At 71.2% G+C, this 23,641-nt stretch carries 20 protein-coding genes; 4 read left to right on the top strand and 16 right to left on the bottom strand.

The features are described from left to right. Positions 1-34: 34 nt before the first annotated feature. The 5 genes from ACQYWQ_RS04155 to ACQYWQ_RS04175 all read right to left on the bottom strand — a co-directional run bounded on the left by ACQYWQ_RS04155 (position 35) and on the right by ACQYWQ_RS04175 (position 5,648). Positions 35-988: a helix-turn-helix transcriptional regulator gene (locus ACQYWQ_RS04155; protein WP_431032510.1), complete on the bottom strand. Its 954-nt coding sequence runs from the start codon at positions 986-988 to the stop codon at positions 35-37. Between the two features lie 146 nt (positions 989-1,134). Further along, a complete protein-coding gene (locus tag ACQYWQ_RS04160) occupies positions 1,135-1,506 on the bottom strand; it encodes an FKBP-type peptidyl-prolyl cis-trans isomerase (RefSeq protein ID WP_431032511.1) in 372 nt (123 codons plus the stop codon). A 132-nt stretch (positions 1,507-1,638) separates the two neighbouring features. Next, the gene (locus tag ACQYWQ_RS04165) at positions 1,639-2,664 is read right to left on the bottom strand and encodes an FKBP-type peptidyl-prolyl cis-trans isomerase (RefSeq protein WP_431032512.1); all 1,026 of its coding nucleotides are present in this window, start codon (positions 2,662-2,664) and stop codon (positions 1,639-1,641) included. 278 nt (positions 2,665-2,942) lie between these two features. Further along, positions 2,943-4,304, bottom strand: a complete 1,362-nt coding sequence (gene pafA / locus ACQYWQ_RS04170) for a Pup--protein ligase (RefSeq protein WP_007829021.1) — start codon at positions 4,302-4,304, stop codon at positions 2,943-2,945. A 123-nt stretch (positions 4,305-4,427) separates the two neighbouring features. Continuing rightward, positions 4,428-5,648: an MFS transporter gene (locus ACQYWQ_RS04175; protein WP_431032513.1), complete on the bottom strand. Its 1,221-nt coding sequence runs from the start codon at positions 5,646-5,648 to the stop codon at positions 4,428-4,430. A 95-nt stretch (positions 5,649-5,743) separates the two neighbouring features. Here ACQYWQ_RS04175 and ACQYWQ_RS04180 point away from each other — a divergent pair, with 95 nt between their 5' ends. After that, positions 5,744-6,760, top strand: a complete 1,017-nt coding sequence (locus tag ACQYWQ_RS04180; protein WP_431032514.1) for a LacI family DNA-binding transcriptional regulator — start codon at positions 5,744-5,746, stop codon at positions 6,758-6,760. A gap of 92 nt (positions 6,761-6,852) precedes the next feature. Here ACQYWQ_RS04180 and prcA read toward each other — a convergent pair whose 3' ends face one another. From prcA to arc, 5 genes are all read right to left on the bottom strand, one after another. After that, a complete protein-coding gene (gene prcA, locus ACQYWQ_RS04185) occupies positions 6,853-7,617 on the bottom strand; it encodes a proteasome subunit alpha (protein WP_431032515.1) in 765 nt (254 codons plus the stop codon). 54 nt (positions 7,618-7,671) lie between these two features. Further along, positions 7,672-8,514 carry a proteasome subunit beta gene (prcB, locus tag ACQYWQ_RS04190; RefSeq protein ID WP_431032516.1) on the bottom strand — a complete coding sequence of 281 codons (843 nt, stop codon included), beginning with the start codon at positions 8,512-8,514 and terminating at the stop codon, positions 7,672-7,674. A 294-nt stretch (positions 8,515-8,808) separates the two neighbouring features. Then, positions 8,809-9,027, bottom strand: a complete 219-nt coding sequence (locus ACQYWQ_RS04195; protein WP_431032517.1) for a ubiquitin-like protein Pup — start codon at positions 9,025-9,027, stop codon at positions 8,809-8,811. A 202-nt stretch (positions 9,028-9,229) separates the two neighbouring features. Next, positions 9,230-10,741 (bottom strand): depupylase/deamidase Dop, encoded by a 1,512-nt coding sequence (gene dop, locus ACQYWQ_RS04200; RefSeq protein WP_431032518.1) that lies wholly within the window; start codon positions 10,739-10,741, stop codon positions 9,230-9,232. 220 nt (positions 10,742-10,961) lie between these two features. Next, the gene (arc, locus tag ACQYWQ_RS04205; protein WP_431032519.1) at positions 10,962-12,728 is read right to left on the bottom strand and encodes a proteasome ATPase; all 1,767 of its coding nucleotides are present in this window, start codon (positions 12,726-12,728) and stop codon (positions 10,962-10,964) included. A gap of 234 nt (positions 12,729-12,962) precedes the next feature. Between arc and ACQYWQ_RS04210 the strand changes: the two genes are divergently transcribed. Beyond that, positions 12,963-13,283, top strand: a complete 321-nt coding sequence (locus ACQYWQ_RS04210) for a ferredoxin (protein WP_431032520.1) — start codon at positions 12,963-12,965, stop codon at positions 13,281-13,283. Between the two features lie 164 nt (positions 13,284-13,447). Here the strand turns inward: ACQYWQ_RS04210 and ACQYWQ_RS04215 are convergent, their stop codons facing one another. The 3 genes from ACQYWQ_RS04215 to ACQYWQ_RS04225 all read right to left on the bottom strand — a co-directional run bounded on the left by ACQYWQ_RS04215 (position 13,448) and on the right by ACQYWQ_RS04225 (position 16,503). Next, positions 13,448-14,065, bottom strand: coding sequence for a hypothetical protein (locus ACQYWQ_RS04215; RefSeq protein WP_431039057.1), 618 nt, complete (start codon positions 14,063-14,065; stop codon positions 13,448-13,450). 237 nt (positions 14,066-14,302) lie between these two features. Beyond that, positions 14,303-15,196, bottom strand: a complete 894-nt coding sequence (locus ACQYWQ_RS04220; RefSeq protein WP_431032521.1) for a tRNA (adenine-N1)-methyltransferase — start codon at positions 15,194-15,196, stop codon at positions 14,303-14,305. A 53-nt stretch (positions 15,197-15,249) separates the two neighbouring features. Beyond that, entirely contained in the window at positions 15,250-16,503 is a 1,254-nt protein-coding gene (locus tag ACQYWQ_RS04225; protein WP_431032522.1) for a site-2 protease family protein, read from the bottom strand. An 85-nt stretch (positions 16,504-16,588) separates the two neighbouring features. On the opposite strand from ACQYWQ_RS04225, the gene ACQYWQ_RS04230 reads away from it, so the two are divergent. Next, complete coding sequence (locus ACQYWQ_RS04230; protein ID WP_431032523.1) at positions 16,589-17,716, top strand: RecB family exonuclease; 1,128 nt, start codon at positions 16,589-16,591, stop codon at positions 17,714-17,716. Positions 17,717-17,786: 70 nt separating this feature from the next. Next, positions 17,787-18,458 carry a response regulator gene (locus ACQYWQ_RS04235; protein WP_431032524.1) on the top strand — a complete coding sequence of 224 codons (672 nt, stop codon included), beginning with the start codon at positions 17,787-17,789 and terminating at the stop codon, positions 18,456-18,458. Between the two features lie 105 nt (positions 18,459-18,563). Here ACQYWQ_RS04235 and ACQYWQ_RS04240 read toward each other — a convergent pair whose 3' ends face one another. The 3 genes from ACQYWQ_RS04240 to ACQYWQ_RS04250 all read right to left on the bottom strand — a co-directional run bounded on the left by ACQYWQ_RS04240 (position 18,564) and on the right by ACQYWQ_RS04250 (position 23,426). Further along, a complete protein-coding gene (locus ACQYWQ_RS04240; RefSeq protein ID WP_431032525.1) occupies positions 18,564-20,168 on the bottom strand; it encodes an ABC transporter substrate-binding protein in 1,605 nt (534 codons plus the stop codon). 495 nt (positions 20,169-20,663) lie between these two features. Beyond that, positions 20,664-22,268: an ABC transporter substrate-binding protein gene (locus ACQYWQ_RS04245; RefSeq protein WP_431032526.1), complete on the bottom strand. Its 1,605-nt coding sequence runs from the start codon at positions 22,266-22,268 to the stop codon at positions 20,664-20,666. Between the two features lie 462 nt (positions 22,269-22,730). Continuing rightward, on the bottom strand, positions 22,731-23,426 hold the full coding sequence (locus ACQYWQ_RS04250) for an HAD family hydrolase (protein WP_431032527.1): 696 nt from the start codon (positions 23,424-23,426) through the stop codon (positions 22,731-22,733). Positions 23,427-23,641 lie beyond the last annotated feature (215 nt).

Raw genomic sequence — 23,641 nt, forward strand, 5'->3', positions numbered from 1 at the left:
GAAGGCTCCGCGCCCCGCGCCGTGCGGGGACCGCTCAGCTCCTCGCCACGGCCCGCAGCCGGTCGAGGACGTCCGCACGCAGCTCGGCCGGTTCCAGGACCACCACGTCGGGCCCGAACTCGACGAGCCAGGCGTCGAGCCCGTGCCCGTACGGGATCTCCAGCTCGTCCCACTCGCCGTCCACCGAGCGCACGTTGATGGCCTTGGCGCGCAGCGGGTAACCGGAGCCCGCGCGCAGCCTGATGAAGGCGCTGCGGTCGGCGTTCTCGCCCGCCCAGGCGGCGACGGTCTCGCGGACGGTGACCACCGGGGGGACCTCGCTCGTGAAGGCGCCGCGCGTGGCGCGGACCTTGCCGGTGATGCGGGAGAGGCGGAAGACGCGCTCGGCGCCGCGCTCGCGGTCGTACCCGGCGAGGTACCAGTGGCCTCGCCAGCACTCCAGGGCCCAGGGCTCGACGTGCCGGGACTCGGGGCGGGGCGCGGTGGACTTGCGGTAGTCGAAGACGACGGGGCGGCGGTCGCGGCAGGCGAGCATGAGGGGTTCGAAGGCGGCCTCGTGCACGGGGATGCGCGGTTCGAGCGCGGTGTGGGTGCCGTAGGGGTCGACGTCCTCGGGGAGGCCGGCGGCGCGGAGCTTCTGGAGGGCGCCGCTCGCGGCTCCGGCGAGCCTGGCCTGCTGCCAGACCTTCGCGGCGAGCCCGAGTGCCGCGGCCTCCTCGGCGTCGAGGGTGACGGGCGGCAGGCGGTTGCTGTCGCGGCCCGCGCGGTAGCCGATCTCGCCGTCGAGTCCTTCGACCGTCTCGATGACGAGGCCGAGTTCGCGCAGATCGTCCTTGTCGCGCTCGAACATGCGGTTGAACGCCTCGTCCGAGGCGGCTTCGAGGTACGCCTCGATGGACTCGCGCAGCTCGCGCTTGCTCAGCGGCCTGCGGGTCCCGAGCAGGCACAGCGCGAGGTTCATGAGCCGCTCGGCCTTGGCAATCGCCATCGACGCCCTTTCTGCTGTTCGTCCGCGTCGACCGTACAGCGCCGCGGGTGCGCGGGAAAAGTTCGGGCGCGGGTCCCTGCGCGCGCGGCCCCGGTTCCGTACCTGCGTGGTACGGGACCGGGGCCGCGCGGGGCGTGCGCCTCGACTCAGACGGAGACGAGGTCGCAGACGAAGATCAGCGTCTCGTTGGGCTTGATCTGGGGGCTCGGGGACTGGCTGCCGTAGGCGAGGTGCGGCGGGATGATCAGCTGGCGGCGGCCGCCGACCTTCATGCCCTGCACCCCCCGGTCCCAGCCCTCGATGACACGGCCCGCGCCGAGCGGGAAGGCGAGCGGGGTGCCGCGGTTCCAGCTCGCGTCGAACTCCTCGCCGGTGGAGAAGGCCACACCCACGTAGTGGACGCGGACGTTGTCCCCGGCCTTCGCCACGGGCCCGTCGCCCTCCCAGATGTCCTTGATCTCCAGGTCCGCCGGCGGCTCGCCACCGGGGAAGTCGACCTCGGGCTTCTCGTTGCTCACGTCTGTGCTCCAGTGTCGGCAGGAGGACGCCCCGCCGAAAGGGCGGGGCGTCCGTTGTTCGGGGCCCAGTCTGTCACCGGGCGGTGCGGCGGCGCGCGGACGGGGGCCGTACGCGGCTGCCGCCGCGCGGACTCACTTCGAGACGCCGACGATGTCGACGGCGAAGACGAGCGTGGAATTGGCCGGGAGCGCGTCGCCCTGGGCCTGGTCGCCGTAGCCGTCGGCCGGCGGGATCACGAGGAGGACGCGGTCGCCGACGTGCTTGCCGACGAGGCCCTTGTCCCAGCCGGGGATGACGGCGCTGGTGCCGATCGGCGTGACGAAGGGCTCACCGCGGTTGGCGGAGGCGTCGAAGAGCGTCGCGGGCTTCTTGCCCTCGTTGATCTTCCAGGCGGCACCGCTGTATTCCATGATCACGTTGTTGCCGGACTCGATCTTCTCGCCCTTGCCCTGGATGAGCACCTTGCTCGTGAGCTTCTTGGGCGGGTCGTTCTTCGGGATCGTGATGTCGGCCTTGTGGGTCTTGTCGTCGACCTTGATCTGCGGCAGGTCCGAGGGGATGGACGCCTGCGTGCCCTTGACCTCGGTGGTCGGGACGATCTTGTTGATGTCGACGACGAAGACGAGCGTGTCGTCGGCGGCGACCCCGGCCTGCTGGTTGCCCTGGGGGCCGAACCCGGCCGCCGGCGGGGCGACGACGAGGACGCGCTCGCCCTCCTTGTGCCCGGCCAGCGACTGCGCGAAGGCGGGGATGATCCCGGCGGAGCCGGCCTGGATGACCTGGGGCTGGCCGCCCTTCTCGTACGTCGAGCCGAAGTTCTTGTCGCCCTTCCAGATCTTCCCCGTGAAGTCGAAGGAGACGAAGTCGCCCTTCTTCACGGTCCTGCCGTCGCCCGCGCTCTCGGAGTGGACGACGAACTCCTTGCTCGGGTCGCTCTTGGGGATCTTGATGGTGGGCTGCTTGTCCTTGGCACCGGAGACCGTGGGCATCGGCGAGGCCGAGGAGACCGGCTTGGGCGCCGAGGTCTCTGCGGGAGCGGACGCCGAGGGCGAGCTGGACGAATCGGCCTTGTCCTTGCTGTCGTCGTCACCACCGCAGGCGGTGGCGACGAGTGCCAGGGCGGGCACGATGATGAAGGCTGCGAGTCGGCGATGCACAAGATCCCCAGAGTGTTGCGGATACGGTTCCGTCACTCTAGGCCCTCCCTCCACACCGACAAGGAACGCGGCGGTGCTTTTCAGCGAGGTGCGCGGAGGAGCCGCGCACCTCACCGGCCCGGCCCGCACGACGGCGGTGAAACGGGCAGGTCGGGGGCGGTGAAACGACCAGGTGGCGGGCGTGGAAAAGGCCGGGCACAGCGAGTGCCCGGCCTTTTCACAGGTGTGACCGGCCCCGCACAGGGAAAAAGAGGGAGCCCTGTTTCAAAAACCACCGGTCACATTCCGGCAATCAGCTTCTCCACCCGGTCGTCGACCGACCTGAACGGGTCCTTGCACAGCACCGTGCGCTGCGCCTGGTCATTGAGCTTGAGGTGCACCCAGTCCACCGTGAAATCGCGCCGCTGCTCCTGCGCCCGGCGGATGAAATCGCCGCGCAGCCGCGCCCGCGTCGTCTGCGGAGGAACGGATTTGCCCTCGAAGATGCGCAGGTCGTTGCAGATCCGCGCGGCCTGCCCCTTCTTCTCCAGGAGGTAGTACAGCCCCCGGCGGCGGTGGATGTCGTGATAGGCGAGGTCTATCTGCGCGACCCGCGGATTCGACATCGTCATGTTGTGCTTGGCGCGGTACCGCTCGATCAGCTTGTACTTCATGACCCAGTCGATCTCGGTACCGATCCGGTCGAGGTCCTCCGACTCGATCGCGTCGAGGGTGCGGCCCCACAGTTCGAGCACCTGGGCGACGGTGCCCGTGTTGATGCCGCGGCGCTCGCAGAAGTCGAGCGCCTTCTCGTAGTACTCGCGCTGGACTTCGAGTGCCGAGGCCTCCCTGCCGCTCGCGAGGCGCACCTTGCGGCGGCCCGTGATGTCGTGGCTGACCTCGCGGATCGCCCGGATCGGGTTCTCCAGGGTGAGGTCGCGCATGACCGTGCCGGCCTCGATCATGCGCAGCACCAGGTCGGTGGCGCCGACCTTGAGCAGCATGGTGGTCTCGGACATGTTCGAGTCGCCGACGATGACGTGGAGCCTGCGGTAGCGCTCGGCGTCGGCGTGCGGCTCGTCGCGGGTGTTGATGATCGGCCGGGAACGGGTGGTCGCGGAGCTGACGCCCTCCCAGATGTGCTCCGCCCGCTGGCTGACGCAGAAGACCGCGCCCCGGGGGGTCTGGAGCACCTTTCCGGCCCCGCACAGCAACTGCCGGGTGACGAGGAACGGAATGAGGATGTCGGCGAGCCGGGAGAACTCCCCGTGCCGGGCCACGAGGTAGTTCTCGTGGCAGCCGTAGGAGTTGCCCGCTGAGTCGGTGTTGTTCTTGAAGAGATAGACGTCGCCCGCGATTCCCTCCTCGTGCAGGCGGCGTTCCGCGTCGGTGAGCAGTCCTTCGAGGATGCGCTCACCGGCCTTGTCGTGGGTCACCAGTTCGGTGATGTTGTCGCATTCGGGGGTGGCGTATTCCGGATGCGAACCCACGTCCAGGTAGAGCCGGGCGCCGTTGCGCAGAAAGACATTGCTGCTGCGGCCCCATGACACGACACGGCGGAAGAGGTACCGCGCCACCTCGTCCGGAGACAGACGGCGCTGTCCCCGGAACGTGCACGTGACGCCGTACTCGTTCTCCAGCCCGAAAATGCGGCGGTCCATGCTTGAACATTACGCCTCAGGCCACTTCCTGAAACCGGCTCGGGCGTGAGGGTTTTCTGGCGTCGGCTCCGCCCGCGCGGACTCCGGCGCCGGTACGGAGCCCCCGGACGCGCTCCGCCCGGCTCAGCCGGCGCCGCCCGGCCCCGCGGGCCCCGGGCGAGGTACCCCCGTACGGCCCTCCAGGACGGGCGCGGTGACGACGAGGACGAGTGCCGCGAGGACTCCCCCGCCCGCCGCCGCGGCGAAGCCGGCGCGGACCCCGCCCGCGTCGAGCGCGGGACCCGCGAGCGCGGTGCCGAGCGCGGTGCCGACGCCGAAGGTCGTCACGAGCCAGGAGAAGGCCTCGGTCACGGTGCCGCGCGGGGCGTGCCGGTCCACCGCGACGAAGGCGCAGGCGAGCGAGGGGGCGAGGAAGACCCCGGCGAGCAGCGCGAGGCCCGTCATGGCGTAGCGGCCCGGCGTCAGGAGCAGCGGCAGATAGCCGAGCGCGAGCAGCGCGACGAGCAGCCGCAGCCGCGGCTCGGGACGCCCGGTCCACTCGCGCGCCCCGTAGGCGATGCCACCGGCCAGGGCGCCGCCGCCGAGCGCGGCCATGATCCACCCGTACGCCGTCTCGCCGCCCGCCCCTTCGGCGTAGGCGAGCGCGGAGACCGTGATCGCGCCGAGCGCCACGCCGACGAAGAGGAAGGCGCCGAGCAGCGCGAGGAGCCCCGGCGAGCGGAGCGCGCCGAGCCAGTGCGCCTCGCGGGCGGCGCCGCGCCAGGCGCGCGAGGGCCGCGAGAGGACGACGGAGAGGGCACCGAGCACGCCGAGGACGTTGACGACGAGGAGCGCGGCCGTCGCCGAGCGGAGCGCGACCAGGACGGTGACGAGGAGCGGGCCCACGGTGAACATCACCTCCTGCGCCACCGCCTCCAGGGCGTACGCGGTGTGCACGCGGTCCGCGCGGCCCAGGACGCTCGGCCACAGCGCCCGCAGCGCTCCCTCCAGGGGTGGCGTGGTGAGCCCCGCGAGGCCGACGAGCAGGTACGCGAGGGGGCGCGGCGTGATGCCGGTGAGCGCGAAGGCGCCCGTCGCGAGCGCGGAGAGGAGGGCGGCGGGCAGCAGCACGGCGCGCTGCCCGCGCAGGTCCACGGCTCGCCCGAGGAGTGGCTGCCCGGCGGCGGTGGCGAGCCCGTAGACGGCGGCGAGGGCACCGGCGAGCGCGTATCCGCCGCCCTGTTCGCGCACGTAGACGACGAGCGCGAGGTGCCCGACCGCGTTGGGCAGCCGCCCGAGGAGTGTCGAGGAGAGCAGCCGGCTCGCGTACGGAGCCCGCAGCACCCCCGCATATCCGCCCGCCATCCCCGCCCCACCCCTCAGTTGTACGTATAACGTCGCCGCTCATACGTACCATGAGCCCGCCCGCCGGTCCACCCCGCCCGCCCCTGAGGAGCCCCGTGCCGACCCCAGGCGACACCCCCGCCGCTTCCCGCCCCACCAGCCGTGATGTCGCCCGGGCCGCCGGGGTCTCGCAGGCGGCCGTGTCCCTCGTGCTCAGCGGGAAGTGGCGGGGGCGGGTCGGGGCGGCGACGGCGGAGCGGGTCCGCGAGACCGCCGACGGGCTCGGGTACCGGCCGAACCTGGCGGCGCGGAATCTGCGGCTCGGGCGGACGCGCACCGCGCTGCTCGTCGTGCCGGCGCTCACGAGCGAGTTCTTCGCCGGGGTCTACACGGGCGCGGCGCGCGTCGCGGCGGCGCACGGGACCGGTCTCGTGCTCTATCCCTCGCCCGAGGGCGTCGGCCCCGCGCGCGACCCCTTCGACTCGGCACGCGCGGCGCTCGACGGCGTCCTCGCCTCCTCGATGGCCGCCGAGGCGCTCGCCGCGATCCACGGGGACACGCTGCCGCTGGTGATGCTCGACGCGCGCCCGCTGCCCGGGCCCCGTACCGCCACCGTCAATCTCGCCCTCGCCGACGGGATGCGGCACGTCGCGCGGCACTTGCGCGCACTCGGCCACCGGCGCTTCACGCACCTCGCGGCCGACGTGGACTCGTGGACGTTCACGAGCCGCGCCGCGGCCCTCGAAGAGGCCCTGGCCGGGGCGAGCCTCACCACCGTGCGGGCGCCGCTGTCGATCGCGGGCGCGCGCGAGGCGGCACTGCGCGTGCTCGGCGCGCCCAGGCGGCCCACGGCGGTCGTGTGCGACGACGACCTGATGGCGGCGGGTGTCCTGAAGGCGGCGCGCGGCCTCGGCCTGCGCGTCCCCGAGGACCTCTCGGTCACGGGCGTCGACGACCTCACGCTCGCCCGTGCCCTCGACCCGGAGCTGACCACCGTGCGGCTCCCGGCCGAGGAGTTCGGCGCCCGCGGCATGAGCGCCCTGCTCGCCCTCCTGGAGGGCACGGAGCCCCGTACGGACCCGCTCCCGGTGGAACTCGTGGTGCGCGAGTCGACGGGCCCCGCCCCGGCCTGACGGCACGTCCGTCCCGCGCGCTCCCGCCGGACGCGCGAAGGCCCCGTACCCGCGGGACTCGGGTACGGGGCCGCGCGCGGCAGGCCGGGGGCTCAGCTCTCCTCGGCGTCCCCGCCCTCGGCCGTGGCCTCGGTGCCCTCCGCGTCGTCCGGCTCCGCCTCGCCCGCGAGGAGGCGGTCGAGGTGGGTGGCCGTGATGCGCCGGAACTTGCGCTGCTGCGCCCGCGTACGGTCGAGGACGGCGACCTCCAGGCGCTCAGCGGGGATCTCGCGCTCGCTGCCGTTGGCGTCGCGGGCGAGGGCCTGGACGGCGAGCTTGAGCGCCTCGGCGAGCGTCATGCCGTCGCGGTGGCGCTGGTCGAGCCAGCCACTGATCTGTTCCGCGTTGCCGCCGACGGCGACCGAGCCGTGCTCGTCGACGATCGAGCCGTCGTGCGGGAGCCGGTAGATCTGGTCGCCCTCGGGGGTGTCCCCGACCTCGGCGACGACGAGTTCCACCTCGTACGGCTTCTCGGCGGCACTGGAGAAGATGGTGCCGAGCGTCTGCGCGTAGACATTGGCGAGCCCGCGCGCGGTGACGTCGGTGCGGTCGTAGGTGTAGCCGCGCAGATCGGCGTAGCGGACGCCGCCGATGCGCAGGTTCTCGTACTCGTTGTACTTGCCGGCCGCCGCGAAGGCGATCCGGTCGTAGATCTCGCTGAACTTGTGGAGGGCCCTGGACGGGTTCTCGCCGACGAAGACAATGCCGTCGGCGTACTGGAGCACGACGAGGCTGCGGCCTCGGGCGATGCCCTTGCGGGCGTACTCCGCCCGGTCGGCCATCGCCTGCTGGGGTGAGACGTAGAACGGCGTGGACACCGGCTGACCGTCGCTTTCTGTCGGGGTCGGGGGAGGTCTTCGGAGTGTCGGGGGTCAGAGCAGTTCGGCGCGGGGCCCGTCCGGCTGCGCGAGCCTGCGGCGCTGCACGTCCTCGGCGATACGGGCGGTCTCCTCCTCGGAGACGCGGCGGTAGCCCTCGTCGGTGATGATGCTGATGATCGGGAAGATCCGGCGGCCGAGGTCGGGGCCACCGGTCGCCGAGTCGTCGTCGGCGGCGTCGTAGAGCGCCTGGATGGCGAGGACGCTCGCGTCGTCGGCGCTGAGGCCGGGGCGGTACAGCTTCTTGAGCGCGCCCCTGGCGAAGACCGAACCGGAGCCCGTGGAGGCGTAGCCGTACTCCTCGGAGCGGCCGCCCGCGACGTCGTACGAGAAGATGCGGCCGGTGCCGCGGTCGACGTCGTAGCCGGCGAAGAGCGGGACGACGGCGAGGCCCTGCATGGCCATGCCGAGGTTGCCGCGGATCATCGTGGCCAGGCGGTTCGCCTTGCCCTCCAGGGAGAGCTGGGCGCCCTCGACCTTCTCGAAGTGTTCGAGCTCCAGCTGGAAGAGCTTGACCATCTCGACGGCGAGCCCCGCGGTGCCCGCGATGCCGACCGCCGAGTACTCGTCGGCCGGAAAGACCTTCTCGACGTCCCGCTGGGCGATGACGTTCCCCATCGTGGCCCTGCGGTCCCCGGCGAGCACCACGCCACCGTCGAAGGCGAGGGCCAGGATCGTGGTGCCGTGCGGGAGTTCGATGGCGCCCTTGACGGGGAGCTGCCGGTTGCCGGGCAGCAGTTCGGGCTGATGCTCGGACAGGAAGTCCAGGAACGAGGAGGAACCGGGTGTCAGGAAGGCGGCGGGCAGCCGCCCGGTGTGACGCGTGTGTGCTCCCATGTTTCCCTCCGGTCGGGCGGTGGTCGCGCGGCGCCGCGGGGGCGCTCATCCGCGCCGACGGGCCCGGTAGCGGTTGATGACGGTACGTACGCCTCGGACCCTACCCGCCTCAGGGGGCGGAACCACCCACAGTGGCAAACCCGTGCCTCACGGATGTACGAGCCGCTGACCTGCGTCTTGACGGTGCGGCACGGGAGGGGCCGGGCGGAAGCACGGCGCGGGACGTCCCGGGGTCTCCCGGGACGTCCCGCGTCCGTACGTGTGCCCGTGGGGCCGTGGCCCCACGGCGGTGCGCTACTCGCCGCCCTTCTGGACGAAGCTGCGCACGAAGTCCTCGGCGTTCTCCTCCAGGACGTCGTCGATCTCGTCCAGGACGGAGTCCACGTCGTCGCTCAGCTTCTCCTGGCGCTCCTGGAGATCCGAGGAGTCCTGTGCGTCCTGGGTCTGTTCCTCGGTCTCCTCGGTGGACCGCGTCGCCTTCTGCTGTCCGCCGCCGGTGTCCTTGGTCGCCATCTACCTCACCCCGCTCGGTGTGCCCCGCTGGATGTGCCGTGGTGTGCCGGAGACCGGTTCTGTCCCGGCCCCAAGATCGGTCTCTCCGACCCTACAAGCAGGGCCGCGATCCGGCCCTGTGATTGCTCAACGCGCTGCCTGCCCTGATGTTTCCCTCGCGGGGACCTTTTCAGGCCCCCGCGAGGTCACGGATTGGCGCCGCTCAGGTCCCGGTCAGCGCCCTGACCAGCTCTTCGGCCGTACGGCAGCGGTCGAGAAGGTCCTTGACGTGGGTACGTGTACCGCGCAAGGGCTCCAGCGTCGCGACCCGCTGCAAGGAGTCACGATCGGGCAGGTCGAAGATCACCGAGTCCCAGGAGGCGGCGGCGACCTCGTCCGCGTACTGCGCCAGGCACCGCCCCCTGAAGTAGGCGCGCGTGTCCTCCGGCGGCTCGAAGACCGCCCGGGACACCTCCTCCTCGCTCAGCAGCCGTTTCATGCTGCCGCGGGCGACGAGCCGGTTGTAGAGGCCCTTGTCGGGCCGTACGTCGGCGTACTGGAGGTCGACCAGGTGGAGCCGCGCGGCGTCCCAGCCGAGCCCGTCGCGCCGCCGGTAGCCCTCCATCAGCTCGCGCTTGGCGACCCAGTCCAGCTCCCTGGAGAGGCTGGAGGGGTCCCGCTCCAGGCGGTCGAGCGTGTCCTCCCAACGGCTGAGGACGTCGGTGGTCTCCTCGTCCGCGTCCGCCCCGTACCGCTCCTCGACGTATTTGCGGGCGAGGGCGCAGTACTCCATCTGGAGCTGGACGGCGGTGAGACTGCGGCCGTCGCGCAGCTTCACGAGCTGCTTGAGCGAGGGGTCGTGCGAGACCTCGTGCAGGGTGCGGACCGGCTGGTCCACGGCGAGGTCGACGGCGATGAAGCCGTCCTCGATCATCGCGAGGACGAGTGAGGTGGTGCCGAGCTTGAGGTAGGTGGAGATCTCCGAGAGGTTCGCGTCGCCGATGATGACGTGCAGCCTGCGGTACTTCTCGGCGTCGGAGTGCGGCTCGTCGCGGGTGTTGATGAGGGGCCGCTTGAGTGTCGTCTCCAGGCCGACCTCGACCTCGAAGTAGTCGGCGCGCTGGCTGAGCTGGAAGCCGTGCTCGCGCCCGTCCTGCCCGATGCCGACCCGGCCCGCGCCCGTGACGACCTGCCGCGAGACGAAGAAGGGGGTGAGGTGGCGGACGATGTCGCCGAAGGGGGTCTCCCGCGACATCAGGTAGTTCTCGTGGGTGCCGTAGGAGGCGCCCTTGTTGTCGGTGTTGTTCTTGTACAGGTGGATGGGGTGCGTGTTCGGCACGGCGGCCGCGCGCTCGGCGGCCTCGGCCATGATCCGCTCCCCTGCCTTGTCCCAGAGCACCGCGTCCCTGGGCCCGGTGATCTCGGGGGAGCTGTACTCGGGGTGGGCGTGGTCCACGTAGAGCCTGGCGCCGTTGGTGAGGATGACGTTGGCGAGGCCGATGTCCTCGTCGGTGAGCTGGGTGGAGTCGGCGGACTCGCGGGCGAGGTCGAAGCCGCGCGCGTCGCGCAGCGGGTTCTCCTCCTCGAAGTCCCAGCGCGCCCGCCTGGCCCGGTGCATCGCCGCCGCGTAGGCGTTGACGATCTGGGACGAGGTGAGCATGGCATTGGCGTTCGGGTGACCGGGCACGGAGATCCCGTACTCCGTCTCGATGCCCATTACTCGCCGTACGGTCATGCGGCCCTCCTTGCCCGGCGCCGCTCCCCCGCGGGAGCCGCGCTCCAGTACCGTGCGCGCTCGGGCGCGCGCCCGGTCCCCGTCCCCGCGCCGCGCCGCCCGGTGATATCGCTGAGCCTAGAACGCTTGTGCGCCGCCGGTGGGGGATTTCCTCTGCCGTCGCCAACGCGGGAGGCCGCGGGGCTCCAAGGAGCGACCGCGGCCTCCTGCGTATGAATACCTACAGGTACTGACCGGTGTTCGCCACCGTGTCGATGGAGCGACCGGTGTCGGCGCCCTGCTTCCCGGTGACGAGGGTGCGGATGTAGACGATCCGTTCCCCCTTCTTGCCGGAGATGCGGGCCCAGTCGTCCGGGTTGGTGGTGTTGGGCAGGTCCTCGTTCTCCTTGAACTCGTCCACGCACGCCTGGAGGAGGTGGGAGACGCGAAGGCCCTTCTGGTTCTGTTCGAGGAAGGCCTTGATGGCCATCTTCTTGGCGCGGCCGACGATGTTCTCGATCATGGCGCCGGAGTTGAAGTCCTTGAAGTACAGGACTTCCTTGTCACCGTTGGCGTAGGTCACTTCCAGGAAGCGGTTCTCGTCCGATTCGGCGTACATCTGCTCGACCACGGACTGGATCATGCCGTGGACGGTCTCCGCGCGGTCGCCCGTGTGCTCGGCGAGGTCGTCGGTGTGCAGCGGGAGCCTGTCGGTGAGGTACTTCGCGAAGATGTCCTTCGCCGCCTCGGCGTCGGGGCGCTCGATCTTGATCTTCACGTCGAGCCGGCCCGGGCGCAGAATCGCGGGGTCGATCATGTCCTCGCGGTTCGACGCCCCGATGACGATGACGTTCTCCAGGCCTTCCACACCGTCGATCTCGGCGAGCAGCTGGGGGACGATGGTGTTCTCCACGTCCGAGCTGACGCCGGAACCACGGGTGCGGAAGAGGGATTCCATCTCGTCGAAGAAGACGATGACGGGGGTGCCCTCGCTCGCCTTCTCCCGGGCCCGCTGGAAGACCAGGCGGATGTGCCGCTCGGTCTCGCCGACGTACTTGTTGAGCAGCTCGGGGCCCTTGATGTTCAGGAAGTAGCTCTTGCCCGCCGCCTGTCCGGTGACCTCGGCCACCTTCTTGGCGAGCGAGTTGGCGACGGCCTTGGCGATGAGCGTCTTGCCGCAGCCGGGCGGGCCGTAGAGCAGCACGCCCTTGGGCGGCCGCAGCTCGTGCTCCTTGAAGAGGTCCGGGTAGAGGTACGGAAGCTCGACGGCGTCGCGGATCAGCTCGATCTGGTTGCCCAGGCCGCCGATCTGCTCGTAGCCGATGTCCGGGACCTCTTCGAGGACCAGTTCCTCGACCTCGCTCTTGGGCACGACCTCGTAGACGTACCCGGAACGCGAATCGAGGAGCAGGGCGTCGCCGGCCCTGATGGTGACTCCGATGAGGGGCTCGGCGAGGCGCACGACGCGCTCCTCGTCGGTGTGCCCCACCACGAGGGCACGTTCGCCGTCCTCCAGGATCTCCTTGAGGGTGACGATGTCGCCCGCGCGCTCGAACTGCATGGCCTCGACCACGTTGAGCGCTTCGTTGAGCATGACCTCCTGGCCACGCTGCAAAATGTCGGTCTCGATCTCGGGGCTGACGTTCACCCGGAGCTTGCGCCCGCCGGTGAAGATGTCGACGGTGCCGTCCTCGTTCGCCGCGAGGAAGACACCGAAGCCCGCGGGGGGCTGGGCGAGGCGATCCACTTCCTCCTTGAGGGCCACGATCTGGTCGCGGGCCTCGCGGAGGGTGTTCGCCAGTCGTTCGTTCTGCGCGGACACCCCGGCCAGGTTGGTCTGAAGCTCGACGATCCGGTCCTCAAGAATCCTTGTGTGACGCGGTGAGTCGGCGAGCTTGCGCCGCAGGACGGCGATCTCCTGCTCAAGCTGGGCGACCTGGGCGAGCGGGTCCTCGGACCCCCGGCCCGGGCGGATGCCGCGGTTCATGTCGTCGTCGTGGGCTGCCACGGTCCTCACCTCCTCCAAAGGGAGCTGGACGCTTCCAGACCCTACCTGGGCGGGTGCCGGTTGAAACCCCTAGATCAAAAAGACCCTGGGGCGTGTCCGATGTTCACCCTTGCGCTCTCCCTCTCCCGAGGGGAATACCCACCCATCTCCCGCTGAAGCGGCCCGGTTGTATCGTCGAGGTGTTCAACCCCCCTTGACGGTGGTGGGCTTCACGCAGAGGAAACGGCAGGAAACATGACCGCACAGCAGGAGTCCGGGCTCGCGGCGCGGGAGGACGAACCGCTGGAGGTCTGGATCGACCAGGACCTGTGCACGGGCGACGGCATCTGCGCGCAGTACGCCCCCGAGGTCTTCGAGCTGGACATCGACGGGCTCGCGTACGTCAAGAGCGGCGACGACGAACTCCTCCAGGCCCCCGGCGCGAGCACGCGCGTCCCGCTCCCGCTGCTCCGCGACGTCGTGGACTCGGCGAAGGAGTGCCCCGGCGAGTGCATCCACGTGCGCAGGGTCGCCGACCGCGTGGAGGTGTACGGGCCGGAGGCGGCCGAGAGCTGAACCGACCGCGACACCGGCCAGGGGGCCGTCCCGATCCGGGGCGGCCCCTTCGCGCGGAACACCGCGGGGGCGCACCCGGTCGGCGGTACGGAGCGGGGCGCGTCCGGGACCGCGCGCGGCCGCCCGCGAGGGCGTCCCCGGTCGACCGCGGGAGTGACGCGCGTTCAGGCGAGGCCGTCACCCGCGGGGGCCCCGGGGCTGGAGCGGGTGAAGCCGTTCGCGTGCCAGGTCCAGGCCGTGGCCTGGTGGACGTCGGGGCAGCAGCGGGGGACGTCCAGGCTGGAGTAGCCGAGCACGCTCGCGCGCACCTGGCCCCGGCGGATCGCGAGGCCCTCGACGGTGCGCTGCTCGGTGGGGTCGAGGAGCGTCGCGACGACGCGGGGCTCCTTCCGCGCGGCCGTGCGGGTGAGGACGTACAGGCCCTCGGGCGGATTGCCCGAGCCCGCCGCGCAGTGGACGAGCGCGACGGTCTCCGGGTTGCCGTCCCCGTCGAGGTCCCCCGCGACGTGGGCGGCGAGGGTCGGCGGCTCCGCCTTCCCGCCCGGCGGGGCGGGGCAGGTGAGCGGGTACGTGGCGAGGGCGGCGTCGGGGGCGGGCACCGGGCGGGCCGCCGCGTGGGACGAGGGCGTGGGGCCGGGCGCGGGGTGCGTGGTGGCGCCGGCCTCGTCGGGCTGGAACACCGAGGAGAGGGAGATCACCGCGCTGAGGGCGGCGGCGACGGCGAGCCAGTGCAGGGGGGTGGTGCGGGTATGGGCGAGTTCCGGTTCGACGGAGTGCTGCACGAGGGTGTGTCTCCCGCTGTGGGCGCGTGCCGGTGGGGTGGTCGGCATCGTGCCATACCTCACAGGGGCGGGACAGGGCGGGGTGGCCCCGCCGTGCGCCCTCCGCTTGCGCGGGGGCGCCCTGTTGTGCGCGCAGGCGCTCGCCGCGGCAGCAGGCCGAGCCTGCGGGCCCCGCTGTGCCCACCCGTTCCGCCGGGCGGAACGGCCTGCCCACAGCGGGGCCGGTGAGGAAAGGGATCAGCGACTGCCGCTGCCCGGGCCCTCGTAGTCGTCTCCGTAGGCGCCCTTGGCCGGGCGGCGGCGGCGCATGGGGGGTTCGACGCCGTCGGCGAGGCGGCGGGCGGTGACGAGGAAGCCGGTGTGGCCGATCATGCGGTGGTCGGGGCGGACCGCGAGGCCCTCCACGTGCCAGTTGCGGATCATCGACTCCCACGGCTGCGGCTCCGCGAAGCACCCGTGCTCGCGGATCGTCTCGACGGTGCGGGAGAGCTGCGTCGTCGTCGCCACGTAGCAGCACAGGATGCCGCCGGGCACGAGCGCCTTGGACACGGCCTCCAGGCACTCCCAGGGCGCGAGCATGTCGAGGACGACGCGGTCGACCTCGGTGTCGCTCAGGTGGTCCTGGAGGTCTCCGACGGTGAGCTGCCAGGCCGGGTGCGGGCCGCCGAAGTAGCGCTCCACGTTGCCCTGCGCGATCTCCGCGAAGTCGGCGCGCCGCTCGTAGCTGTGCAGCATCCCGTGGTCGCCGATGGCGCGCAGCAGGAAGGCGCTCAGCGAGCCCGAGCCCACACCGGCCTCGACGACGCGCGCGCCGGGGAAGATGTCGGCGAAGGCGATGATCTGCCCGGCGTCCTTGGGGTAGACGACGGCGGCCCCGCGGGGCATGGACAGGACGAAGTCGGGGAGCAGGGGGCGCAGCGCGAGATAGGCGACGTTCCCGGTGGTGCGGACCACGCTGCCTTCGGGGGAGCCGATCAGCTCGTCGTGCGGGAAGGAACCCTTGTGGGTGTGGAAGTTCTTCCCGGCTTCGAGCGTGAAGGTGTAGTGGCGGCCCTTGGGGTCGGTGAGCTGTACCTGGTCCCCGACCGTGAAGGGCCCGCGTCGGCGGGCGGCACCGGTCGGTTCGGACATGTGCGCAAGCCTACCGGCCCGTGCGGGTGCGCCGGACCGGGGCCGTTGACGCCTCAGGGCCTGGCCATCGCCCGTACGAAGGCCCGGTCGACGTCGGCGGCGGAGAGCACCCCGTAGATCTCGCCGGTCTCCTCGACGACCAGGTACTCGCTCGCCGGGTGCGCGCGCAGCCGTTCGAGCAGTTCCTCGCCGCCCAGCTCGGCCGAGACGCGCAGGTCGTCGGTGAGGTCCTGGGCGAGGGTCGAGACGGCGACCCAGGGGCGGCGGTGCTCGGGCACGGCGACGATGGCGCTCTCACGGACGAGGGCCTGCGGCGTCCCGTACCCGTCGACGACGACGAGGGCGCGGGCACCCGCCTCGTTGGCGCGGCGCAGTGCCTCCGAGAGCGGGGTCGGGCCCTCCACGGGGATGGCGCGCCGGGTGAGGCTGCGCACGCGCAGGGCGGGCAGGTGCTCGCGCAGCCGCGCCATGCGCAGGCCGTTGCCGGCGCCTGTCCAGATGATGGCGGCGAGGATCGCGGCGAGCAGCGCGTCGAAGACGGTGTCGGTGGCGCTCACCGTCTCGGGGGCGTCGCCGAGCAGGTCGGACTGGGTGAGGAGCGGGAGCCCGATCAGGACGGCGACGGCGAGTCCGCGCCCGGCCCAGGCGGCCGCGACGCTGCCCTTCATGGCGCTGCCCGTGCACTTCCAGACGACGGCGCGCAACATCCGGCCGCCGTCGAGCGGGAGTCCGGGGAGCAGGTTGAAGACGGCGACGATGAGGTTGGAGATCATCAGCCCGGCGACGAGCACCCCGGGGACCGTGCCCGGTTCGACCACGTAGAGGAAGCCGTAGAAGACGGCGGCGAGCACGAGCGAGAGGAGCGGCCCGACGAAGGCGAGGACGAATTCGCGCCCGGGGCTCTCGCTCTCCTTCTCGATCTCCGAGACGCCGCCGAAGAACTGGAGCTGAATGCGCCGTACGGGCAGCCCGAAGCGGAGCGCCGCGACGGTGTGCGCGAGTTCGTGGACGAGGACGGAGGCGTAGAAGGCGAGGGCGAAGAAGAGCGAGACGAGGTAGCGGACCGCGCCGAGTTCCGGCAGGACGCGGTCGAGCTGTCCGCCGAAGACCCAGGTGATGAGCGCGGCGACGAGGAACCAGCTCGGCGCGACGTACACCGGTACGCCGAAGGGGCGGCCCACGAGGAAGCCGTTGCCGGGTTCCCCCGGCTCGCGCGCGGGGCGTTTGCCCGGCGGGCCGTGCGGGGCGGGCGGGCGGCCGCCGGGACCCCCGGTGGGCGCGTGCCCGTTCTCGCCGCGTTCGTCCACGGTGAAACGTTCCCCTCGTCGGTGCCTTGGCTGGAGTCGATGGTATGCGTCCGGATGTCCGTACGGGGCCGTAGGGTCGGGGGTCATGGAGAGCAGTGCGGTGCGGGCGTCGGGGCACAAGGCCCGTGGGACGGGCGAGGACGGGAGCGGTGGTACGGGGGTGACCCCGGCGGAGGGGGGCGTGTCCCCCGTACCGGCGGAGGCCGGACCCGTACCGGCGGAGGCCGGACCCGCACCGGCGGAGGCCGGACCCGCACCGGCGGAGGCCGGACCCGTACCGGTGGAGGCCGCCCGGGTGCCCGCGGCGGCCTCGACCGTGCCGGGGCCGAGGCCGCCCGCTCCGCCGTCCTCGCTCTCGCCCTCGCGCGCGAGCGACTTCATGCAGTGCCCGCTGCTCTACCGTTTCCGCGTCATCGACAGGCTGCCCGAGAAGCCCAGCGAGGCGGCGACGCGGGGCACGCTCGTGCACGCGGTCCTGGAGCGGCTCTTCGACGCGCCCGCGGCCGAGCGCACGGCGCGGCGCGCCACGGCCCTGCTGCCGGGGCAGTGGGAGAAGCTGCGCGCGGCGCGGCCCGAGCTGGACGCGCTGTTCACCGATGTGGCGGCGGAGGACGGGGACGGGGCCGCGGCGGGCACGGCCGACGAGCGGCTCGCGCGCTGGCTGGCCTCGGCGGAACGGCTCGTCGAGCGGTGGTTCACGCTGGAGGACCCGACGCGTCTGGAACCCGCCGAGCGCGAGATGTTCGTGGAGACCTCGCTCGACTCCGGGCTGCGCCTGCGCGGCATCATCGACCGGGTCGACATCGCCCCGGCGACCGGCGACGTCCGCATCGTCGACTACAAGACGGGCAAGGCGCCGCGGCCGCAGTACGCGGAGGGCGCGCTCTTTCAAATGAAGTTCTACGCGCTCGTGGTGTGGCGCCTGAAGGGCGTCGTGCCGCGCCGGCTCCAGCTCGTCTACCTCGGCAGCGGTGACGTGCTCACCTACGACCCGGTCCCCGCCGACCTGGAGCGCGTCGAGCGGAAGCTGCACGCGCTGTGGCAGGCGATCGAGGAGGCGACGGCGAGCGGGGACTGGCGGCCGCGGCCCTCGAAGCTGTGCGGCTGGTGCGACCACCGCGCGGTGTGCCCGGAGTTCGGCGGCACTCCCCCGCCGTACCCGCTCCCGGTACGGGCGGCGGGCGAAGCGTCCGCGCCGCGGGCCGGCGCCTGACCCCCCACCGGCCCCGTCCCGCTTCCGGCCGCAGGGCACAATGGCCCGGGGCTAACGAAGGAGACTTCCCGTGGCGATCCGTGTCCTCCTGGTGGACGACCAGCCGCTGCTGCGCACCGGCTTCCGGATGATCCTGGAGGCCGAGCCCGATGTGGCGGTGGTGGGCGAGGCCGGGGACGGCGTGCAGGCGCTCGACCAGGTGCGGGCGCTTCAGCCGGACGTCGTGCTCATGGACATCCGCATGCCCCGCATGGACGGCGTCGAGGCGACCCGCCAGATCACGGGCCCCGAGCGGGACGGCCCGGTCAAGGTGCTCGTCCTGACGACCTTCGACCTCGACGAGTACGTCGTGGAGGCGTTGCGGGCGGGGGCGAGCGGCTTCCTGCTCAAGGACGCGCCCGCGCACGAGCTGGTGCAGGCGATCCGGGTGGTGGCGAGCGGCGAGGCGATGCTCGCGCCGAGTGTCACGCGGCGGCTGCTCGACAAGTACGCGGGGCACCTGCCCTCCGGCGAGGAGCAGGCCCCCAGCACGCTCCAGACGCTCACGGAGCGTGAGGTGGAGGTGCTCAAGCTCGTGGCGCGGGGCTTGTCGAACGCGGAGATCGCGGCGGACCTCTTCGTGAGCGAGACGACCGTGAAGACGCATGTGGGCCACGTGCTCACGAAGCTGGGGCTGCGCGACCGGGTGCAGGCGGCGGTGTACGCGTACGAGAGCGGACTGGTGCGGCCCGGCGGGCAGTGACCCCTGACCGGTACGGCCGTGCCCTTCGCGTGCGGCCGTTGTTCCTGACGTACGGCGGCCCGCCCCGTGACCACGGGGCGGGCCGCCGTACGTGTGCGCGGTGGCTCAGCTGCCCACGCCGCGGTCGAGTTCCCAGAGCTGGAGGATCGAGGAGGAGCTGAGGGTCCACTCGACGCCGGTGATGTCGTCGCGGGCGGCGACGTACTGCTTGCCCTGCCACAGAGGGAGGAAGGGGACGTCGTCGGCGACGAGGTCCTGGATCTTCTGGAGGCTGCCGTTGGCGGTGGAGAGGCGGTCGGCGGCGCGGCGCGAGTCGGGGATGAGTTCCTTGCGTATCCGCTTGTTGTCGTAAGGGGAGTTGAGGAAGTTCGGCTTGTCGAGGAAGGGGGCGATGAAGCTGTCGGGGTCGGGGAAGTCGGGGAACCAGCCCATCCCGTAGACCTCGTACTTGCCCTTCTGCTCCTCGGGCTTGTGGACGACCCAGGGGCGGCCCTTGATCTTCACGTCGAAGAGGCCCGAGGCGTTGAGCTGCTTCTTGAGGACCTCGAACTCGCCCTTGGTGCGCGCCCCGTAGTGGTCGGTCGCGTAGTTGAGGGTGAGTTTGACGGGGGTCGTGACTCCGGCATCGGCCAGCACGCCGCGCGCCTTGGAGACGCTGGGCTCGCCGTAGACGTTGAAGAAGGAGTTGCTGTGTCCCGCGACGCCCTGGGGCACGAGCGAGTAGAGCGGTTCGGCGGAGGTGCCGTACACCTCGGAGGCGATCTGGCCCCGGTCGATGACGTGGGCCATCGCCTGCCGGACGGGCTTCGAGACCAGCGGGTCGTCGGTGTCGAAGGCGAGGTAGCGGATCTCCAGTGCCGGCAGCTCCGTGACGCCGACGTGCTCGGGCGGGTCCGCCAGCCACTTCTCGGACTCACGCGTCGTCAGCCCCTTGACGACCATGTCGATCTGGCCGTCCTCGACGGCGGCGCCGAGGCCCTTGCCGTCCTTGTAGGGGCGCAGGTCGATGCGGTCGTTCTGGACTTTGATGCTGCCCTTGTACTTCGGATTGCGCGTGAAGGCGGCGTTGGTGACGCTGTCGCCCTCGGTCTCCAGCTTGACGGTGTAGGGGCCCGAGCCGTCGAGGGTGAAGCCGGGGCGGAGCTTGTCCTTCGGGTAGAGCGTGGGGTCGACGGCCGCCGCTGTCGGCGTGGAGAGCTTGTACGGGAAGGTGGCGTCCGGCGTCTTGAGCATGAAGACGATCTCGTGGTCGCTGGGCGTCTGGATGGTGTCGATGTTGGTGAGCAGCGCCTTGACGCCCGAGTCCGCGCTGATGCGGATGACGCGTTCGATCGAGTACTTGAAGGTCTTCGCTGTGATGGGGTGCCCGTTGGAGAACTCCAGGCCCGAGCGCAACTTGCAGACGTAACGCTGCTGCCCGGCGTCGGTGAAGGAGCACTCCTGGGCGGCCTCGGGGGTCGGCGCGCCGCCGCCGCGCGGGATGCGCATGAGGGGCTCGACCGTCTGCCGCAGCAGGTTCCAGGAGGAGATGTCGTAGGAGTACGCCGGGTCGAGGGGGGCTGGGATGTCCTTGCTGACGGAGAAGACGTCGGAGGTGCCTACGACGATCGGCTTGTCCTTGTCGTCCGAGCCGGTCAGCCCGCCGCAGCCGGCGAGCACGGGCACGAGCAGGCCGATGACGGACGGCAGCACCCAAGTCTTGCGGTTCATGCTGGTCGTTCTCCAGAGCTGTCGGCCCCTGGTGACGGCGGACGTGCGCGACGTACGGGCATGCGGAATCACCGGACATGCCGGGCGTGCGGACGTGCGGGGAGGTGGCGCCAGGAGCTGCGGAAGGTGTAACGCCGTGGTGCTCGCGACGACATTAGTGCGCGCGCGGCGAAGGCTCGGGAGAGAGGGTTGCGCGGGCGATCACGCAGCGCAGTCGGGGTCGCCGGGAGTGACGGGTGCCCCGGGGGAAGATTTTCGCGCACCTGTCGATGAACCGGGACACATGGGCGCCTCCGGGCATGCCGAACGGGCGGCGCCTGCACAGGCGCCGCCCGTTGTCGACAGCGGGGTCGGTGAAAAAGATCACAGCGGGACGGGGTGTGAAGTCCGCGCAGTGGACACGGAGTTACCCGCCGGTACAGTCATCTGGCATATGCCGACCGGAAGTTGACCCCTGCGGCCCCGCTGTGCGGAGTCGGCCCGCGGGGAAACCGGTCAGTCGCCCACGCCGCGGGCCAGCTCCCAGAGCTGGAGGTCGGTGGAGGTGCTGAGCGACCACTCGACGCCGGTGATGTCGTCGCGGGCGCCGATGTACTGCTTGCCCTGCCACATCGGGACGACGGGCACGTCGTCGGCGACGATGTCCTGGATCTTCTCCAGGTCGGGGGCCGCCTCGCCGCGGTCCGATCCGCGCCGCTCGGCGGGGATCAGGTTCTTGCGGATGTCCTTGCTGTTGTACGGCGAGTTGAGGAAGTTGTCCGCGTCGAGGAACGGGGCGATGTAGTTGTCCGCGTCGGGGAAGTCGGGCGCCCACGCCATCGTGTAGGCGGGGTACTTGCCGTCCATCCCGGCCTTGCGGTACTTCGTCCAGTCGGCGACGTCCTTGAGCGTCACGTCGAAGAGCCCACTGTCGTTGAGCTGCTTCTGGATGAGCTTGTACTCCTTCTCCTTGGCGGGCCCGTAGTGCTCCTTGGAGTAGTACATGTCGAACTTGACCGGGGTGGTGATCCCGGCCTTCTCCAGGATGGTCTTCGCCTTGGCGACGTTCGGGTTGCCGTACCGGTTGAAGAAGGAGTTGGTGTGCCCGGCGATGGCGGCGGGGACGAGCGAGTAGAGCGGCTCGGCGACCGGCGAGTACACCTTGCTGGCTATCTCGCCGCGGTCGACGAGCTGCGACACGGCCTGCCGGACCGGCTTGGAGGTGGCCGGGTTGCTGGTGTCGAAGATGATGTAGTGCGTCTCCAGACCCGGCATCTCCATGAACTGGACGTGCTCGGGCGGGTTGTCGAGCAGGGACTCGACCTGGGCCGGGTCGAACTTCCCTGTCATGACGTCGATCTTCCCGGCCTCCAGGGCGTCGCCGAGTGCGGGGGCGCCGGCGTAGGAGACGAGGTCGACGCGGCTGTTCTTCACCGTCAGCGAGCCCTTGTACTTCGGGTTCTTGGTGAACTTCACCTTCGTCATGGCCTTGCTGTCGGTCTCCGCCTCCAGCGTGTAGGGACCCGAGCCGTTGAGCACGAAGCCCTTGCGGAGCGACTTCGGCGGGTAGTACTTCTGCTCCACGATGCCCGCGACGGGGGTGGCGAGCTTGTACGGCAGCGTCGCGTCGGGGCTGCTGAGGTGGAAGGTGATGTGCTTCTCGTCCGGGGTGTCCATCGTCTTGATGCCGGAGAGCAGACCCACGGCGCCGTTGGGGTCCTTGATGTCCAGCACGCGCTGGATCGAGTACTTCACGTCCTTGGACGTGATCTCGGTCCCGTCGGGGAACTGGAGCCCGTCGCGCATCTCGCAGGTGTAGACGGTGCCGCCGGAGCCGATCCACTTGCAGGACTTGGCCGCGTCGGGCTGCGGCTGGCCGCCACCCTTGGGGACGCGGACGAGCGACTGGAGCGTCTGGCGCAGCACGTTCCACAGGGCGCTGTCGTAGGCGTAGGCCGGGTCGAGCGGCGCGGGCGCATCGGCGCTCTTCTCGTACGCGTCGGTGGTGCCGACCACGATGGGCTTGCCACCGCCGTCTCCACTGCCCGAGTCGCCACAGCCGGCGAGCACGGGGGCGAGCACGCCGATGGCGACGGGCAGCACCCAAGTCTTGCGGTTCATGCGCGTATTTCTCCAGAGCTGTCGGTCCCGGGCCAGGCGCAGGGATGTGCGCGGCCCCGCCGGGTTTGTGCGAGAAGTAACACCGTCGTGTCCCGCGTTGAGATTAGTGCTCCCCGCAGCGGCCTTTGACGGCCGGTCGGACAGAGGCCGCGCGGAGGGAGAACACGCAGGGAAACGGACCGTCAACGGTATGGAGCACCGGCCGTGTGAGGTTTCACCGAAGAAACATCAAATGGGGACACAAAGACCCCGCCCCGCGCACCGGATAACGGACGGATACACAGCGCGCGACCGGTGTCGATGGGTTCACCACGTGAGAAAGCTCACCACATGCCGCGCGAATGGGGCAAGTGACCCCCTTGTGGCGGTGACTGCTTTCCGGCGTCCGGCAGTCACGTCCTGTATACGGTCCGCGCGTCCGGATATCGGTCAACGGTCTGCCATGTGGGCACCAGGATCTCCTCAGCCCGTGCACAACCCGCGCAGGAACGTCAGATCCACGGAGTCGAGCGAGGGCACCACGGTGCGGCGCGCGGCGGCCGCGATGGGCGCCACGGAGGGAACGGCGAGGACCCGGCAGCCCGCCGCCTCGGCGGAGGCCACGCCGGTCGCGGTGTCCTCGACCACGACGCACCTGGACGGGTCCACACCGAGCCGCCGGGCGGCGTGGAGGTAGGGCTCGGGGTGGGGCTTGGTACGGGTCACCTCGTCGCCCGCGACGGTGTGCGCGAAGTGGTGGGCGCCGAGCGCGGGCAGGGCGCGGTCGATGATGCGGCGGTGCGAGGCGGAGACGAGCGCGGTGGGAACGCGCGCGCCGTGCAGCTCGGCGAGCAGCCGCGCGGCGCCCGGCATGAGCGGCAGGTCACGGGCGATGCGCTCCTCGAAGGCGTCGTTGAGCAGGCCGCTCAGCTCCTCGACGGCGATGGCGGCGCCCGTGGCCTCGATGAGGTAGCCGGCGCTACGGGTCATGGGGCCGCCGACCACGACGCCGCGCCAGGACTCGTCGAGCCGGTGGCCGAGCCGCGCGAAGACCGCGACCTCCGCCTCCCACCACAGGCCCTCGGTGTCGAGCAGCGTGCCGTCCATGTCGAGCAGGACGGCCGCGAGCGGCTCCGCGCGGCCGGTCAGGAGCGGGGTGGTGGGGATCGTGCTCGTCATCCGGCGAACCTCCGTGGGGTGCCAGCAGGGCCGGTCAGTCTACGTCCGCGCGGGGCGGAGCGCATTGCCGTACGGCACGGTGACAGGGCGCGGCACGGGGCGCCCGGCCTCGTTCCGCCGCGCCGCCCCGTGCCTTCCGGGCCCCGCCCGGGCCCCGCCCAGGACCCCGCTCCGCACACGCCGGAGGGGCTGTTTCCGCCTTGCGCGGAACTCCC

The organism is Streptomyces sp. P6-2-1 (assembly GCF_050613165.1).
Taxonomy (GTDB): Bacteria; Actinomycetota; Actinomycetes; order Streptomycetales; family Streptomycetaceae; genus Streptomyces.